At 62.2% G+C, this 16626-nt stretch carries 14 protein-coding genes and 1 pseudogene; 1 reads left to right on the top strand and 14 read right to left on the bottom strand.

Annotated elements, in window-relative coordinates; translation table 11 throughout:
* Window positions 1-226: 226 nt before the first annotated feature.
* Together AC07OJ_RS06635 and AC07OJ_RS06640 are read right to left on the bottom strand one after the other, a co-directional pair.
* A complete protein-coding gene (locus AC07OJ_RS06635; RefSeq protein ID WP_201143558.1) occupies window positions 227-634 on the bottom strand; it encodes a DUF4440 domain-containing protein in 408 nt (135 codons plus the stop codon).
* A complete protein-coding gene (locus tag AC07OJ_RS06640) occupies window positions 627-1814 on the bottom strand; it encodes an MFS transporter (RefSeq protein WP_065907087.1) in 1188 nt (395 codons plus the stop codon). The genes AC07OJ_RS06635 and AC07OJ_RS06640 overlap by 8 nt, the downstream gene beginning before the upstream one ends.
* Window positions 1815-1926: 112 nt before the next feature.
* Here AC07OJ_RS06640 and AC07OJ_RS06645 point away from each other — a divergent pair, with 112 nt between their 5' ends.
* Complete coding sequence (locus tag AC07OJ_RS06645) at window positions 1927-2784, top strand: LysR family transcriptional regulator (protein ID WP_495094274.1); 858 nt, start codon at window positions 1927-1929, stop codon at window positions 2782-2784.
* On the opposite strand, the gene AC07OJ_RS06650 is transcribed toward AC07OJ_RS06645, so the two are convergent.
* The 12 genes and pseudogenes from AC07OJ_RS06650 to algK all read right to left on the bottom strand — a co-directional run bounded on the left by AC07OJ_RS06650 (window position 2781) and on the right by algK (window position 16524).
* Window positions 2781-3593: an SDR family oxidoreductase gene (locus AC07OJ_RS06650; RefSeq protein ID WP_065907083.1), complete on the bottom strand. Its 813-nt coding sequence runs from the start codon at window positions 3591-3593 to the stop codon at window positions 2781-2783. The two genes, AC07OJ_RS06645 and AC07OJ_RS06650, sit on opposite strands and share 4 nt — an antisense overlap.
* Window positions 3594-3607: 14 nt before the next feature.
* On the bottom strand, window positions 3608-4072 hold the full coding sequence (locus AC07OJ_RS06655) for a multidrug transporter (protein WP_065907081.1): 465 nt from the start codon (window positions 4070-4072) through the stop codon (window positions 3608-3610).
* Window positions 4073-4314: 242 nt separating this feature from the next.
* Complete coding sequence (locus tag AC07OJ_RS06660) at window positions 4315-5766, bottom strand: mannose-1-phosphate guanylyltransferase/mannose-6-phosphate isomerase (RefSeq protein WP_065907077.1); 1452 nt, start codon at window positions 5764-5766, stop codon at window positions 4315-4317.
* A 124-nt stretch (window positions 5767-5890) separates the two neighbouring features.
* Complete coding sequence (locus tag AC07OJ_RS06665; RefSeq protein ID WP_065907075.1) at window positions 5891-6547, bottom strand: alginate O-acetyltransferase AlgF; 657 nt, start codon at window positions 6545-6547, stop codon at window positions 5891-5893.
* Window positions 6548-6563: 16 nt separating this feature from the next.
* Window positions 6564-7748, bottom strand: coding sequence for an alginate O-acetyltransferase (locus tag AC07OJ_RS06670; protein WP_106805104.1), 1185 nt, complete (start codon window positions 7746-7748; stop codon window positions 6564-6566).
* Between the two features lie 11 nt (window positions 7749-7759).
* Window positions 7760-9292 (bottom strand): MBOAT family O-acyltransferase, encoded by a 1533-nt coding sequence (locus AC07OJ_RS06675; protein WP_065907070.1) that lies wholly within the window; start codon window positions 9290-9292, stop codon window positions 7760-7762.
* A gap of 109 nt (window positions 9293-9401) precedes the next feature.
* Window positions 9402-9512 (bottom strand): annotated as a pseudogene (locus AC07OJ_RS06680) (metal ABC transporter ATP-binding protein); the annotation flags it as partial.
* A complete protein-coding gene (locus AC07OJ_RS06685) occupies window positions 9509-10618 on the bottom strand; it encodes a mannuronate-specific alginate lyase (RefSeq protein WP_083221459.1) in 1110 nt (369 codons plus the stop codon). The gene AC07OJ_RS06685 and the pseudogene AC07OJ_RS06680, both read right to left, overlap by 4 nt.
* A gap of 8 nt (window positions 10619-10626) precedes the next feature.
* Complete coding sequence (locus AC07OJ_RS06690; protein ID WP_065907096.1) at window positions 10627-12075, bottom strand: alginate O-acetyltransferase; 1449 nt, start codon at window positions 12073-12075, stop codon at window positions 10627-10629.
* Window positions 12076-12086: 11 nt separating this feature from the next.
* Window positions 12087-13661, bottom strand: a complete 1575-nt coding sequence (gene algG, locus AC07OJ_RS06695) for a mannuronan 5-epimerase AlgG (protein ID WP_106805103.1) — start codon at window positions 13659-13661, stop codon at window positions 12087-12089.
* Window positions 13661-15148, bottom strand: a complete 1488-nt coding sequence (locus tag AC07OJ_RS06700) for an alginate export family protein (RefSeq protein ID WP_065907050.1) — start codon at window positions 15146-15148, stop codon at window positions 13661-13663. Before AC07OJ_RS06700 ends, algG begins: the two co-directional genes overlap by 1 nt.
* The gene (gene algK, locus AC07OJ_RS06705) at window positions 15145-16524 is read right to left on the bottom strand and encodes an alginate biosynthesis TPR repeat lipoprotein AlgK (RefSeq protein ID WP_495094275.1); all 1380 of its coding nucleotides are present in this window, start codon (window positions 16522-16524) and stop codon (window positions 15145-15147) included. Before algK ends, AC07OJ_RS06700 begins: the two co-directional genes overlap by 4 nt.
* Window positions 16525-16626: the final 102 nt, after the last annotated feature.

The following is a 16626-nucleotide window of genomic DNA, read 5'->3' on the forward strand; positions in this document are numbered from 1 at the left end:
TGCACCGCAGGCGTGGACAACGCCTCTCTCCCTGTGGGAGCGGGCTTGCTCGCGAATACGGTGTGTCAGTCAACGAATATGCTGGCTGATCCAGCGCCTTCGCGGGCAAGCCCGCTCCCACCTATCATGCGCTTGGGCCTGATATCGCAACGGCACACACTCACGCAGCACCGTCACCAGTCAGGCTGTTCGCTGTTTTTTTGCAGGATCCGCCCGATCAGTTATTTCATTGCGCTAGCGCTACATAGGTTTCATGCAAATGGCGCCACAACAGCGCGCCACTCGCCTGTTTCTCGAACACCACGGTGGCACGGCGGTCGGTCTGCGTGCCGCTGGCGTCGATCTGATGTTCGCGATACGTCACGGTGGCGCCGCGTGCGTGGCGGTCGATGCCGGTCATTTCACTCAAGGTGATTTTCAACCCCGGGCGCATGCCGCCCAGGCGGGTGAACAGCGCGTTGACCCCGGCTGCATTGACCCGTGCGCCCGTGGCGGGGGCGATCATGCTGAACTCGGGGGAGAAGCGCGCGAGCAGACTCTGCAGGGTGCCTTCGGGTGCGACGCCGGCAAACCATTGCTCGATCTCGACGTGGGTCTGGATCACTTCCTCAAAAAAGTCGCTGTAATCAATCATGACGGGGCTCGCTGGCAGGGTGAAGCAGTGTCCGTACTGTGGAGGCATCCAGGCGCAGCACTGCAAAGAGAGGCAACAGGGTTAATGCGGCTGCCATCGTGAAGGTTATGGCGAAGGAATCCAAGGCCGACAACAGTGCACTGAGGGCCGCCGCACCCAGGCAGAAGCTTATTTGCCGATTGATATTCCACAACGCGCTGGCATGGCCCATGCGCTCGGCGGGGATATCCAGGAATGCCAGGGTCTGTGCGGTGCTGCTGCACAGGCTGCCGCCCAGGCCCATCAAGGCGTAGGCGAGAACGATCAGGCCTGGCTCGTTGAGCAGCAGGATGCCGGCGCATTGCAGCAGCATGCCCACCAGCAGCAAGGGTTTGGGGCCGCAGCGATTGAACAGTTTTTTGCTCAGCCAAATGGCCAGCGCCGAGGCCAGTGCCCACGGCAACATCAGGGCGCCGGTGTGTGTGGCGTCGTAACCCAGGCCGCGCAGGTAGAGAATGGCGATCAGGCTGGTGCCGATAAAGACGCCGGGAATGCACAGGTAGACCAACATCGCGGTGCGCAGCATCGGGCTGGCGATCTGTTTGAAAATGCTGCCCACCTCCAAGGTAGGACGCACGCTGGCCGGCACGTCGGGTTTTATCCACAGCCTCGCCAGCAGCAAAGTTATCAACGCCAGCGGCAGGTTGGCGTAGAAGATCCAGCGCCAGGACACGTTGTCGACGATCAGCCCGCCCAACGCCGGGGACAGGGCGGGCACCAGCAGGGCCACCGACATCACGCGGGCGGTCAGTTGGCTGCGCTCTGCCGCGCGGTAGTGACGGTACGCCATGGCCTGGCCCACAGGGATCAGCAAGCCGCCGCCGAGCCCTTGCAGGGCACGCCAGCCAATCAGCGTTTCAATCGAGTCCGCCTGGCCCACCAGCACCGAGGCACCGGCAAATATCAGCAGGCTCACCACGATCAGGCCGCGCTCGCCCATGAGCGCCGCGAGCCACACACTCAAGGGAATGATCAGGGTCAGCCCGAGTAGGTAGGCGTTGCTGACCCAGGCCAGTTGCGTCACCGACGCCTGCAGCTCGTGGCCGATATCCGGGTAGGCGACGGTGGCGACAAACATGTTCACCAGGTCAAGGGCGAAACCCAGTAGAAAGATCCAGGCGATTTTCGAGCGGTAGGTCATTGAGCGTGATCCGGCGAGTGAAGCGCGCAGGGTAGGCCGCACGCAACGTTTGGGATACGCCGGTTTGGCTGCTAGTTTGTCAAAAATATTTTGACAAACGAGGGGGCAATTGATGGTCAGCCTGGACCGATTCGACACGTTCAAGGCCGTGGTCGAGGCCGGGTCGCTCACCGCAGCGGCCGACCTGCTGGGCCAGACCCGCGCCGTAGTGAGCTTCAATCTCAAGCGCCTGGAAGCGGAACTGGGGGTCACCCTGCTGACGCGCAGCACCCGCCAACTGGCGCTGACCGATGCCGGCGAGCGTTTTTACCTGCGCTGCACACGCGTGCTCGAAGAGGCGCAGTTGGCCGTGGAAGAGGCGCGCTCCGAACAGGCCCAACTCAAGGGCACCCTGCGCATCACCACCACCGTGGAATATGCGCTGGCCGTGGTCGCCCCTGCGGTGGAGCGTTTTCGCCGCCTGCACCCGGACCTCAACCTGCACTTATCCACATCCTCCACCCACGCGGATCTGATCTCCGAGCGCTTTGACGTGGCGATTCGGTTGGGACGTCTACTCGATTCCAATCATCGCGCGGTGCAGTTGTCCACGTTCGACGTGTTCGCGGTGGCGGCGCCCGAGTTTGCCGGCGTGCAAACCCTGGATCAGTTGGCACTTGCGCCCAAACTGGGCCACGGCCGCTTGACGGAACTGAGCGTCACCGACCCTGCCGGCGGCGAGCATCAATACCGTGCCGGGCCCGCAGCCCTGGTGGCCGACAGCGCGGCCGTACTGCTGGCCTTTGCCGTGCGTGGCCTTGGCGTGGCAGTACTGCCGCAATGGCTGGTGCAGGATGACCTTGAGTCGGGACGCCTGGTGCGGCTATTGGCGGACCATCGCTTCGCCCCACAAGGCGTGTTTGCGCTGTACCCGGACACCCGTCACCTGCCGCTGAAAGTGCGGGCGTTTATTGATTTCATGAAGGGTTAAAGCGTCCCGCTCAAGCCAAAGCGCTTTTTCAAGACCTTCTCGAGCAGCCCCTTGGGCAACAACGCCGCCATCAACGGCAGCGCTCGGCTGCCATTGCCCGCGCGCAGCAAGCGTGGCGGTGTTGCTTGTTGCACCGCGTTCAGCACCTGGCTGGCGAAGTGGCTGGCGGGTGTCGGCTTGTCCTGGGAGGCCTGGCTGCGAGCACGAATGCCCTCGCGCAACGGCCACCACGGTGACTGCTCATTGATCAACAGCTCGGCCTGGGCCCCGGCGTTCTTCGCAAAGCGGGTATCGATGGCGCCGGGCTGCACTTCCATTACGCGGATACCAAACGGCGCCAGCTCCATGCGCAGTGCATCGCTCAAGGCATGCACTGCCGCCTTGGAGGCGCAGTAGGCACCGGCAAACGGTGTGACCAGTACGCCGGAAACGCTGCCGATATTCACCACCAGGCCTTTGCGCTTGCGCAGGGCCGGGAACAGCGCCTGGGTCACGCCGACGATGGAAAATACATTGGTCTCGAACTGGCGCTGCATTGCTTCGGTGCCGCCATCGAGCAATGGCCCCATGGCGCCGTAGCCAGCGTTGTTGATCAGCACATCCAGTTCGCCCAGATGCGTGGCCAGGGTTTGCAGGGCTCCCGCGTCGTTCACGTCCAGCAGCACGGCATGGAAGCCGGCGTCGTTGAGGGCAATCACGTCGTCTTCGCGGCGGGCGCTGGTCAATACGTCGAATCCCGCCGCCTTGAAGGCCTCGGCCAGGGCGCGGCCGATGCCGCTGGAGCAGCCGGTGATGAGTACGTTGGGCATGGATCAGTCCTTTGTCAGTCCGAGAAACTGCCTTGCAGGTGCTCGGCACGAAATTCCAGGGTTTGCGCGCGGTAGCCAGGGCGCAGCGGCGGGGTGGGCAGGCAGTCTTCCCAGGTGGCGCCCGCCTGCAATTCGCCGGGGCCGCGATAGCGAGGGGCAGCATAGACGTTGTCGGCCAGGTTGACCGAGTCGCCCGGCGCATAGGCCGCGACGCGCCAGCGCAGTTCGGTAAGAGGCACGTCGTTGCCGTTGTTCAGGGTCAGTTTCAATGGGCGGTCCGCCGGGCATTCCTGCGGGGCATAGCTGATGCGCAGTTCCAGGCGCGCCAGTTGCGAGGCTTCGCGGTTGTCCAGCCAGACCACCCAGACGGCCACGCAACCCAGGCCTGCCAAGGCAGCAAGGGAAACCGGAAGGGCCTTGGCCGGGTAGCGCAGTAGGAGGATCAGCCAGGTGATGATCAGGAGAACGCCGAAGAACATGGAGACCACCTCGAATAGGGAACGAGCATCCTAACTTAAGCGTAGGTGGGATTGGCTACCTTGAGTGCTGTGGTGGGAGTGCCAGCCTCATCGGGGCAAGCTATTCGCAGATCAAAGGTGGGAGGGGGCTTGCCCCCGATGGGGCCCTAACAGCCAGTGCAGATCTCAAAAAAAAGCCCCCACCCAACCCACTGCGGATAGGGGACGCAATGGGCTGGGCGAGGGCTTCTTGTACGACTGTTTTACTGCGCGATAGTTTTCACCGACACGCCACGTTCAACCGGGGTCGAGCGACCGTAGATATCTTCGAACCGCTCGATATCGTCTTCGCCCAGGTAGCTGCCCGATTGCACTTCGATGATCTCCAACGGGATCTTGCCCGGGTTGCGCAGGCGGTGCACCGAGGCGATCGGGATGTAGGTGGACTGGTTTTCGCAGAGCAGGAACACGTTCTCGTCACAGGTGACTTCGGCGGTGCCGCTGACCACGATCCAGTGTTCGGCGCGGTGGTGGTGCATCTGCAGCGACAGGCACGCGCCCGGCTTGACCGAGATGTGCTTGACCTGGAAGCGCCCGCCCATGTCCACCGAGTCGTAGGAGCCCCACGGGCGATAGACTTCGCAGTGGTTCTGGGTTTCGCTGCGGCCCTGGTCGTTGAGGGTCGAGACCATCTGCTTGACGCCCTGGACCTTGTCCTTGTGGGCAATCATCATCGCGTCCTTGGTTTCCACCACCACGATGTTGTCCAGGCCGATCACCGATACCAGCTTGCCGTTGCCGTGGATCATGCAGTTGCGGCTGTCCTGGATCACCACGTCGCCCTTGCTGACGTTGCCGTTGACGTCTTTATCGTTGACCGCCCACAGCGACGCCCAGCAACCGACGTCGCTCCAACCGGCGCTCAGCGGCACCACGCAGGCGCGCTGGGTTTTTTCCATCACGGCGTAGTCGATGGAATTGTCCGGGCAGCAGGCGAAGGTGGCTTCGTCGAAGGTCACGGTGTCAGCGGTCTGCTCACTGCGTTCCAGGGTCAGCAGGCAGGTGTCGTAGATGTCCGGATCGTGCTTTTTCAGCTCTTCGAGGAAGCGGCTGGCGCGGAACAGGAACATGCCGCTGTTCCAGAAGTACCCGCCGCTCTTGACGAACTCGACGGCGCGTTTTTCATTGGGTTTTTCCACGAACTGCTCGACGCGGCTCACGCCTTCGGGCAGCAGCGAATCGTTGGTCGACTTGATGTAGCCGTAGCCGGTTTCCGGGCGGGTTGCCGGCACGCCGAACAGCACCATCTCGCCGCGCTCGGCCGCCACGGTGGCCAGGGCCAGGGCGCGTTGCAGGGCTTTCTGGTCGTCGATCACGTGGTCGGCCGGCAGCACCAGCATCAATTCGTCGCGACCTTCATTCACCAGCATCATCGCGGTGAGGGCCACGGCCGGCGCCGTGTTGCGACCGAACGGCTCCATCAGGATGCGCTGGCATTCGAGCTTGCGAGTGCTCAGTTGCTCGTTGACGATGAAACGGTGGTCCTTGTTGCAGACCACGATCGGGCTGTCCATGCCTTCGAACACCAGGCGTTCCAGGGTTTGCTGGAACAGCGTGTGCTCGCCGGTCAGGGCCAGGAATTGTTTCGGGAACTGTTTACGGGAAAGCGGCCAAAGACGTGAGCCGCTACCACCGGAAAGGATTACTGGGATCATGCTGTTTCTCCTTGAATCGATTTGGGTCAGAGCTACGAAGGTTTGTCGTTTCACTCTTGTTTTTGTCTCGGTCCGACTGGGCTCCTCGGCCCCTGTGGGAGCCGGGGCCCGGTCGAAAATCTGATCAGCGGGTCGACACTGGGCGTTTCACCCAGACTGGCGACAGGCTCGAACCGGAACCGGTGACGTACAGCACCGCTGCCTCACCACGTTCCAGGGCCACTGGCTTCACGTCGCCGACTTTCTTGTCGCCGTCATACAGCGCCAGGCTCACCTTCACCGGGTTGATTTCGCGCTCGCCACGGCCTTTGGCGGCCACCGACTTGACCACGTCGGTCTTGCCGTCGGCGGTCTTCAGGGTCAGGGCCTTGTCGCTGAGGTTCTGCACGCGCACCAGGGATTTCTGCTTGTTCTTGAACGGCGGTTCCTCGATCAACTGCGGCTGGCCGCTGCTGTTGTTGACCAGGGTGTAGTAGTGGTCCGGGGCGAGCTTGACCGGCACGGTCTGGCTGCCGACCTTGGCGCTGTAGTCACCGCCGGGCATGAAGCTGAAGTCACTGCTGGCCAAGGGCGCAACGTCGCTCAGGTTGGTCGCGCCGACGGTGGCGCTGACTTCCTGGTTGCTGGCGTTGTAGACCCGCACGAAGCTCGAGCCTTTTGGCGCGGTTGGGCCGTACAGGGCGGCGTCGCCACCGGCGAAGGCAGACATCGATACAACGCTCATGCCGGCAACCAGGGCCAGGGTCTTGGCGAGACGACGCGGAGTAGTAGTGAAAGTCATGTGAGTTACCTCTCTTTCAGTTTTGCGCCCGGTCGGGCGTCTCGGATTTTGAGTGTTTAACTGGGGTGTTCAGTGCCATGTTCTGTTGGCGCGAACCGGCTTGTTTAAGCTGCGCAACCCACTGCGGGTCGGCATCACCGATTTCGTTGTTGACGGGCAGATATCGTTCAGGGAACTCCCAGATCAGCACCTGCGGCGGGCTGTTCTTGAAGTCGTCGCTCTTGAGGTAGCTGAGCATCGGCAGGATCGGGCCGTGACCGTCTTCGGAGTAGTTGATGACGTCGCTGCCCAGGGCTTGCTTGAGCGCGCCGACGAAGTTCCAGTTGGGGTTGGCGCTGTAGCTGGTGCCGACCAGTGCAACCGGGGTTTCGCTGTCGGTGAACAGCGCGTCGTCGCCTTTGGTTTCAGCCAGGTGGGTGACGCGTTTTTCCAGCGGCTCTTTAGGCGGCATCAGGTTTTCAAACAGCGGGTCCAGCGGCAGGAACAGACGCAGGTCGCCTTTGTGCGGCTCGGTCTTCTCGGCTTCGGTGACAAAACGCTGCGGCTCGCCGTTCAGGGGCGCCTTGTCGGCAATCACCTTGGCCAGTTGCTTGGCAGCGATTTCGGCACCGTCCGGGGTCCAGTGGGTGTCGGTGCGCAGGAACACCTGCTTGCCGCCCAGCTTGGCCTGTTGCAGCGGGCCGAGCAGGTCGGGGGCGATAATCTTGTCGGCGGCGACACGGGCGTGGAAGTCCTGGTACAGGTTGGCGTGGATGCTCGCAGGCTTCACCTCACCCAGGTGTTCCGGGTACAGGCGCACTTTGGCCGGTACGATCGCCATCACCAGTTGAATGCCTTGGGCCTTGAGTTTCTGGCGCACGCCTTCGACCAGCGCGTAATTGCCCTCGAGGTTCTGGTCTTCATTGACGGCCGGGTTGAACTCCTCGTCGCTGTACAACCAGTGATCGCGGCCCAGCACGACGCCAGGGCGGCCTTCATTGAACAGCTTGTAGTCCAGCGCGGCCCAGAGGTTGGTGCCCAGGCGCTTGATCGGGAACTGGTCGTCGTAATGGGTCTCGACGGCCTTGGTCCAGCGACCGTTGAGCACGGTCGCATCGGCATTGGTGCTGAAGCCGAAGAAGCTGCGCATCGACCAGGCGCCCAAGGCAAGCAACACCACCAGGAACAGGCCGATATAGAGGACGCGGAATGAACGGGTCATGGTCGGCTCCCTCAGAATTGGAAGTAAAGGAACGGCGAGAAACTCTGCGCCGACAGTTTGAGAATCGACGCCACGAACAGCAGCAGCACTGCCGCGCGCATTGCGTAGCGTGGCCAGTCAGCGGTCCAGTAGGCCGGTTGCACGGCGGCGTCCTGGCCGACGGTGAAGCCTGGCTCGTGGATGCTGCCCGGGTTATCGCCCGGCACGGCCTTGATCAGGCTCGGGTCGGCCGGCTTGGTTTTTTCGGCGGGGCGGTTGGTGTAGAAATCGCGCAGGCCGAAGAACGCCAGGGTCACGTACGCCACCACCAGGGTTGCCACTTGCAGGCCGGTGAGGTTGGCGCGGTTGAGTTCCGACAGCGACCATTCGCCAAAGCTGAACATCGCGCCGTACATACGGCCGGCGACGTGCAGGTTTTCGGCGCGGAAGATCACCCAGCCCATCACCACCAGCAGGAAGGTGAAGGCCCAGCGCACCGGGTTGAAGCTGCGCGGCGAGGTGTTGAGGCCGATGGCTTTTTCGATCGCCAGCCACATGCCGTGCCAGGCGCCCCACACGATGTAGGTGATGTTCGCACCGTGCCACAGGCCACCGAGCAGCATGGTCAGGAACAGGTTGCGGTAGGTGGTCAGCGTACCTTTGCGGTTGCCGCCCAGGGTGATGTACAGGTAGTCACGCAGCCAGGTGGAGAGGCTGATGTGCCAGCGGCGCCAGAACTCGGTGATCGACTGGCTGATGTACGGCTGCTTGAAGTTTTCCATGAAGCGGAAACCCATCATCAAGCCCAGGCCGATGGCCATGTCGCTGTAGCCGGAGAAGTCGAAGTACAGCTGCGCGGTATAGGCCAGCGCGCCGAGCCACGCGTCGCCGGTGGTGGGGTTTTGCAGGGCGAAGCAATGGTCGGCGACCACCGCCAGGGTGTCGGCGATGAAGACCTTCTTGATGAAACCCTGCATGAACCGCGTGCAGCCCTCGGAGAACTTGTCGAGGGTGTGGGTGCGGTTGTTGAACTGGTCGGCCAGGTCGCGAAAACGCAACACGGGGCCGGCAATCAAGTGCGGGAAGATCGCCACGAACGCTGCAAAGTCGATGAGGTTGCGGGTCGCCGGGGTATCACCGCGGTACACGTCGATGATGTAGCTGATGGACTCGAAGATATAGAACGAGATACCGATCGGCAGCAGCACATGGGTGAGGATGAAGGGCTCAAGTCCTGCAGACTTCATCATCAGGTTGATGCTGTCGACGCCGAAGTTGGCGTACTTGAAGTAGCCGAGGATGCACAGGTCGACCGCCACGCCCAGCAGCAGCCAGCGTTGGGCCGGCTTGGTGCGCACGCCGGCAGCACCGACCTTGAGGCCGATCCAGTAATTCCACAGCGTGACGGCGGCGAACAGCGCCAGGAAGTCCACTCGCCACCAGGCGTAGAACACGTAGCTGGCAATCAGCAGCAGCAGGTTGCGATAGCGTTGCCCGCTCAAGTAGTACAAGCCGAGAAAGATCGGCAAGAACAGAAACAGGAACACATTGGACGAGAAAACCATCCCGATCTCTCCATGTTTAACCAACAGTCAAGGGCCAGAGCCCCCCCAAACCCCCCACCGAAAACGGAGAGGGGCGGTATTACATTTCCACTGACGAAACCGGCTCAAACTGTGGGAGCGGGCTTGCTCGCGAATGCGGTGTGTCATTCAACACAGATGGCGACTGATACACCGCCTTCGCGAGCAAGCCCGCTCCCACATTTGAAGTGCGTTTCGTCAGGAACCTTTGTTGCCTTTTTCATGCGTCGGGTCGTAGACCTTGGTCAGGTCGCCGCCGAGGCGGAAGGTCTTGAACGGCTGCATGCCATGCTTGCGTTCGAGCACATCCGGGGCGCAGGTGTAGAGGGTGCAGAAGGGCTCAAGCCAGGCAAATTTCATGTCCTCCTTGAGGTCCTTCATGTCCTGTTCCTTGCCGTTCTTCTGTTCGAAGATTTCCGGGTCTTTCACGCCGGCCAGCACCTTGTCGCCCAGGCGTTTCAGCGCGCCGTTGTTTTCCTGGCGCAGATCGACACCGTTGACCAGGGCAAAACTGGCGATCATCGACAGCGGCGGCAGCGCGTAGTTGTGGTACGACAGGGCACGTTGCTGACGCTTCAACTCGTTGGGCAGGAAGCCCTGGTCGTCGACCTGATTGGCGCCGACCTTGTATTCCTTCACCGCCCAATCAAACAGGTCGCGACGGTTCACGGCGACGGAAGTCGCCATCACCGACCAGGCGGCCCAGTAGGAATGGTTGTTGGTTTTTTCCAGCGGCAGGTTGTCCCAGTCGCTCACCACCTGGTCGGCCAGTTTGTTGAACCAGGCTTCGATCAGTTGCGACTCCTGCTGGTGGTTGGCCAGCGGGTGCGAGTCGGAGAACTTCAGACGCACATAGGCCGAGGCCATGCTGCCCAGCGCCCATTTGCGCATCGACTTGCCGGTGTGGTTGAAATCCTTGGACATCAACGCATCGGCCTTGGCCCAGCTGGTCAGCCAGTTGAGTGTGCATTCCAGCTGCTCCGGACGCCCGTCGCGCATGAATTGCATCACGCGCTTGCTGGTGTCTTTTTCCAGCTTGGTGATGTCGGCCGTGCTGTCGCGAAAGGCTTTTTCGGATTGCACATTCAGTGTGGAACGGGCCTTGTCCGAACCTTCGTACTTGCTGCGAAATTGCAGCGAGCCGGTGTACGGCGCCGGCATGGCGTCGCAGTCATTCTTGAAATCGCCGGTCTTGAACGCTTCCACCGGAGCGAAATAGCCCTGGGGCGGACGCAGTGGCGCGGCGGCGTTGACTGAGCCGGCGAACATTGCCAGGCCCAGCAGCGTTGGAATCAATAACTTCTGCATAAGTAACCTCATTGCCCAGTTGAGGCGGTCTGCTGACCACCGGCTGGGAATACGTTGCGTGTGCAAATTTTCGCTTCGACTTTCTGCGCGGCAGCGCCCGCTTCGGGGCCCTGCACTTCCACGGCCAGCAAGTTCTGCGAGGCCCAGTCTTCATCGGTGCGCAGTTCAAAGGCGAAACGCCCGTCTGTATCGGATGTTTCGGGTTTCTCGATCTTGATGTCCTCGTGGCGCCCGTTCATGTACCAGAGGGTGGCTTGCAGGGTTTTCACCGACGGGTCGGCGAAGCGGATATCAACCTGATGGTTGGCGTTGCGCAGGTCTTTGTTCGAACTGTTAACCAGCAATTCGTTCTTGCCGGGCTTCAGGGTAGTGCTCGCGGTCATCTGTGCGGTCTTGCCTTCGCAACCGTTGTCGAGCAGCGACATCATCTGGCGGTAGATGGTCTCCTGGTCGAGGCGGTACAGCGGCGAGAATTCCCAGATGAGGATTTTCGGCGGCGTCTTCTGGAATTCATCGCTGCCCAGGTACTGGATCATCGAGCCTTCCAGGCCACCGCCGGGGAAGGCGACGTTGAGGATGTCGGCGCCGATTTCCTGTTCGAGGAAGCCGGCGAAGTTGTAGTTCTTGCCGCTGTGGCTGGTGCCCACCAGGGTGATCTGCGGGTTGCCGGAGTCGCTGAACAGGTCGCCGTCACCGGCCTCGCCCTTGGGTTCGGTGGTGAACTGGTCCATGTACTGGATCGCGTAGCTGGTGCCACACAGTTGCCCGGCCATGTTGTGCAGGGTGCCGGTCTTGCCCATGCGCCCGGAGCGCTTGGTCTCGAACTCACGCTTGGGAATATCCGCGAACTCAGGCATCGCACGGACTTTGGCGCCGACGATTTTCGCCGTGCGCTGGGCGCCGTAAGGGGTCCAGTGCTGGTCGCCACGGAAGTAGAAATCGTGCGCCGGCAATTCATCCGGCAGTTGCTCGTTGGTCAACGGCGACAGGTCCGGCACCACATAGCCCATCTTGGCGAAGCGGCCGAGCATGGTCTTGTAGTTGCTGAGGGCCTTGTCGAAATCGAACTTGGCTTTCTCTTCGGGGTTGAGCTTGTTGCGGTTCACCAGGCCACGGGTCGGCTGGTAGACCACCACCAGTTCCACGCCCTTGGCCTTGAACGCATCGTGCAGTTGCTGCATGCGCTTGTAGCCGGCGGGGCTGGTGTCGAATTCGGTGCGCAGGTCTTCCTGGGTGCGGAACAGCCAGTCGCCCTGGGCCTGTACCAGGGTGGTGAAGTTCTGCTGGTAGCGCGTGGTGTAGTTCTTCGCGTCGTGGGCGGCCGGGCACAGGCTGCAGCACGGCTCGGCGGTGAAGGTCGGCGCCTTGATTTCGTCGGCGCGTACGCCCTGGCTGGCCGCGAGCAGGCCGAGGGTCAGACCCGAGAGGCTCAGCAGTTTGATCATGTGTGGGTGCATAAGGGTCATCCTCAGTCCTGCAATTCGGTCTGGCGTTCGACAGGGTCGATCAGCACGGCTTTCTGCTGGCGCACCAGCAGGTCGAGAATCTCTTCCTGGCGATCGCCCAGCACGCCGGAGAAGCTGATGCCGCTGGATTTGGTCGGCGCCAGCATCGACACGCGATACAACTCGACACTGAGCGGCGAGTCGATCGACAGCGGTCCGCTGCCGTTACCTGCCAGCTCACCGCCGACCACGATCAGCGAGACCTTGGCGTCGAACGGGTCGAGGGCGATGTCGCGGTCGGTGTCGGTCAAGTCCTTGATGTGGCCGTAGAGGCCGGTCAGGCCGTTGGCCATCGAGGTGTTTTCGTACAGCCGGATGTTCACGCTGTTACGCACGCGGATGCCGTGGCGACGGTTGCTGATCACCTTGTTGCCCCACAACAGGTTGTCGCCGCTCTCATAGAGGGTGATGCCGTCGGTGTGGTTGCGGTAGATCTCGTTGTCGGCGATCAGGTTGTTGACGCTGTTACGGTCGATTACCAGGCCCGAGAGCTTGTTGTCGTAGCTGCGGTTGTTGAAGATGAAGCTGTCGTTCACTTCACGGGAAATGATGATGCCGTGCTTCTTCTTGGTGCCGTACACGGTGTTGTCCGCGATGATCAGGCCGTGGGAACGGTCGTGCGGGTCAATGCCGTAGACGATGTTGTCTTTGTAGGTGTTGCCCTTGATCACGAAGCCCGTGGTCTCGTAGCAGTAGAAGCCGTACCACATGTCCGAGAACTCGGAATCGATGATCCAGCCGGTCGGCTCGGGACGCTTGAGCACCTTGGCCATGTTCGGCGTGTACTGGGAAATACTGACCCCGTACGACTTACTGTTGGCGTAGCCGAAACTGGCCATCTTGGTGTTGGCGACGTAAGTCTCGGTACCGCCCCAGGCCAGCAGGAACGGGCGGAATTCCTTGGGCGACTGGAACAGCGCCGGGCCGTTGGCCTTTTCTTTCCAGCCGGTGATCCTGGTGTCGCGCACAAACAGCTGGCCGTCGTTGATCAGGAACGAACCGGCTTCCTGGGACAGGCGCAGTTCTTTGGTCTGCTTGTCGATTTCGAGGATGCCCTTGCGCCCGACCACGATCGGCAGCTTGGCCAGGAACACACCCGGCGAGGTTTCGCTGAGGTACTGCTTGGGCACTTTGCCGAGCAGGTCCTTGAGGTTCATGTAGCCGTCGTCGACAAAGATCGCCTGGGGAATGCCGTGCTGGCGCACCACCCATTCGGCCATCTTGTTGTCGCCGCCGATAAAGTCCTTGAGGGCGTCTTCCTGCATCATCCGGCGGATGCTGATCTTGCCCGGCTTGGTCCTGACGATTTTCTTTTCCATCGCTGCGGCGGTGTAGCCCGACAGGTCCGGCAGGGCAGGCTTGGCCAGTTCCAGCGGCGCGGTCGGCGGGCTGGAAATGGTGTAGGTCTTGGCCTGTTGCAGTTCTTTGGCGATGGTCGGCGCCTTGACCTGCTGCGCGGTATCGGCGAAGGCTGTGGCACTGGCCATCAGCATCGCGGCAACCAGCAAGCGTTGAGGTTTCATTGCGCAGGCTCCCATCAGAACTTCCAGATCACGTCGACAAAGGCGCGATGCATGTACGAGTCAACCTGGCTGCCGTAGGCGTCGCCCGGCTTGAACACGCCCGCACGAAAGCGCACCAGGGCCGACGGTTCGTCGATCGACTGGCTGAGCGCGGCCGGCAGCAGGCCTTTCTTGAAGTACTTGGTGACGACCAGGTCCATCTCCTGGCCCAGGTCCTTCTTGCCGTCTTCAAGCGGCAGGGACGTGCTGGACAGGATCGCGCCGGTGACGTCATCGGTATTGTTCTGCACGGCATCGATGCCGTTGCTGCCGACCGGCTTGTTGCCGTCGACGCGCCAGAACTTGTGGTACACCAGGCTGGCGTCGTAGTCCTCGCGCAGCTGCCAGGAACCGAACAGGCTCATGGACTGCATGTTGTTCATCTCGCCGCGAAACGCTTCGCCGAAGCGGTGCACGCGGGACTGGGTGCCGGTCCAGTTCGAACGGTTGCTCTGCAGGCCGTTCTGCTCGTATTCGGCGCTGGCGCGGGAGTAGGCCGCACCCACTTGCCACTGCGGGTCCAGACGCAGGCGGATACCCAGGTCGGTGGCCCAGCCATTCACGTCGTCGCTGCGCTTGGCGTTGGTGGGGCGGGTGCCGTCGGCGTTCAAGGCGTTGACCGTGTCGCGGTCGCCCTGCATGCCGGTGATGCTCGCCCAGTAGTTGACGGTGTTGGTGTTGCGCCAGTTGTAGGCGTCGCTGTTGGCCTCGATGCCGAGCCAGGTCAGGTCGCCGTTCTCGCGCTTGTCCAGCGAGTCGGTGGCCACGCCCGGTTCCGGGTAGTCGAGCTTGCCGTCGTCATGGGTGTGGTGGGCGCGCAGGCCGATCCACTGGCCGGGCGTCCACTGGTAGGCGGCGTCGGCGTAGAGGTGCTGGCGATCCTTGTCCTTGGGCGACAGCTCCTTGAGGTCGGTGCGGTATTCGCTGAAACGTTCAGCGACGCCGACGTTGGCCTTGAGCAGGGTAGTGTCGAAGGTCCAGTTCAGCGCTTCGATGTTGGTGTCGCGCCATTGGCCGTCGTCATTGCGCAGGCGTTGGCGACCGAACTTGAGGATCTCGCCAGGGTAGGGCGTGAAGCCGCTGTAGCCGACCCAGAATTCGCGCATGGCCAGGTAGTTTTTCTTGGCCTTGCGGTCGTTGTTGGTGGTTTGCTGGTTCTCGTCATCCGCCGACTGTTGCAGGGTGTCGGTCTCGATAATGTCGCTGGACACCACGGCCTGGCCCATCGCGTAGGCGCTCCACGCGCCGCTTTCACCGTAGATCCACGGGCGCAGGTCGAGGCCGATGCCGTTGACGTCGCCGCCTTTCTGGGTGCCGAGGTCGCGGTCATCTTCGGACTGGGCGGTGGCTTTGACTTCCAGGCCGAAGTTCTTGGCTTCGGTCAGCGCGGCCAGGGTCGGGCACGACCACAGCAGGGCGAAGGTCAGGCCGATGCCGGCCTTGACGAATGGGTTGAGCTTCATAGGGATTCCTCGCCGTCTTCTTCTTGCAGGGCGTGCAGTTGCAGCGTGCTCTGGGCCAGGGTGCCGCGCGCGGCCAGTTCCTGTTGCACCAGGCGTTGGCCTTCGGCGCGTTGCTCAGGCGTGAGCGGCGCTTCGAGCTGCGTGGCCAGGTCAGTGGCCTCTGGCGTGTCCTGGGCTTTAGCCAACTGGCTGAAGACATAGGCGTTCAATGGGTCGGGCTTGGTGCCCTTGCCTTGGGAAAACAATTGGGCGATGGCGAAGTCGGCGCTGTTCTGGCCGTTGCGCGCAGCGGTCAGCAAGTGGTCGAGGGCTTTTTGCGGGTAGACCTTGCCCAGGTAGCCACGGCGATAGATCTGGCCGAGGTAGTAATCGGCGGCCACTTCCTTGCCCACGGCTTTTTCGAAGTGGGCTTCAGCGGCCTTGGCGTCGGCCGGCACCCATTTGCCTTCGTAGTAGAGCTTGCCCAGCAACAGCTCGGCGCGCGGCTGGTCGGCGGCGCGGCCGTTGTCCAGGTACTTCATCATCTGGTCGACGTCGCCCAGTTCAGGGAAGTCGTAGAGCAACTGCGCCAGGCTGACCCAGGAAGCCGGGTAGCCAGGGGCGATTTTTTCCAGCAGGGCCTGGGCGGTCTTTTCGTCGGTCTTGCCCAGCGAGGCATCGCCCAATACGCGGGCCACGCTGTCGACGCGTTGTGCGGTGACGGTGCCACGGCTGTAGCCGGCTTCCATCTGCTTGAGCAATTGGGCCTGTTTTTCCGGCTCGGCTTTCTTCTGGTAGACGGTGGCCAGTTCGACGTAGCAGATGTCGGTGGTGTTCAGCGCGGCCTTGCAGATGCGCTCGACGTCATCCAGGTGCTGGTCGTAGGTGTCCTGGGTGCGATACAGCAGCACTTGGGCCAGCCCGGCTTCCGGGTAACCGGCGGCCTGCCACTTGCTGATCTGCTGCTGGGCGTTCACGTTGGGGAAGCTGTGCGGGTATTGCAGGTACAGCATCGCCAGTGGGATCAGGGTGTTGCCTTCGCCATTGGCAAAAGCTTTTTTCAGCAGGCCTTCGGCTTCGTGCTGCTCGGCTTCGGTGACACCTGGCTTGGCGACCAGCAGGCGACCCAGGCGCGCCTGGGCACGTGGCGACGTATCGGCAGCTGCGCGATAAGTGGCTTCGGCCTGACGGATCTGCTCGGGGTCACGGGTGGTCACCTGGATATCGGCCAGGCCCACCTGGGCCTCGCTGTAGCCCAGGTCCGCGAGCTGCTGGTAGTTCTGCTGGGCAGTGACGGTGTCGCCACGTTTGAGTGCTTCGTTGGCCAGGCGCTGGTCGGGCAGGCCGGCGCAACCGGCGAGGCTGACCGCAACAGCCAGCAACGCCACAGTTCCCATGTGGGAGCGGGCTTGCTCGCGAAGGGGCCCTGTCAGTTGATGCATGTGTTGGCTGACACACTGCTTTCGCGAGCAAGCCCGCTCCCACAGGGACTGCGGTGT

Source organism: Pseudomonas sp. GW821-FHT09C08 (genome assembly GCF_059418125.1).